The 237-nt window shown below is 62.9% G+C and carries 1 protein-coding gene; it reads left to right on the forward strand.

All coding sequences use genetic code 11. The features are described 5' to 3' along the window. The first annotated feature begins 27 nt into the window (after positions 1-27). A complete protein-coding gene (locus AF337_RS46590; RefSeq protein WP_425287907.1) occupies positions 28-93 on the forward strand; it encodes an AAA family ATPase in 66 nt (21 codons plus the stop codon). The last annotated feature ends 144 nt before the right edge of the window (positions 94-237 follow it).

Here is a 237-nt window from a genome sequence, read left to right on the forward strand (position 1 = left end):
CCATGGAGCGACGTCGATACTGGTCTGCTGCTCTCGGGGCCGTCGGGTGTCGGCAAGACGATCTTCGCCAAGGCGCTAGCGGAACACCTGTGACGTCGAGCTGGTCGTCGCCTCAGCGGCTCGATGGCAGTCCAAGGGGCATCTCGGCGACATGCAGCGGGCGATGTTCACGTCCTTCGACGACGCCAAGAGGAAGGTCCCCGGCAATCCTATTCATCGACGAGGTGGACAGCTTCA

Origin of the sequence: Rhizobium ecuadorense (assembly GCF_001187535.1) — a bacterium.
Taxonomy (GTDB): domain Bacteria; phylum Pseudomonadota; class Alphaproteobacteria; order Rhizobiales; family Rhizobiaceae; genus Rhizobium; species Rhizobium ecuadorense.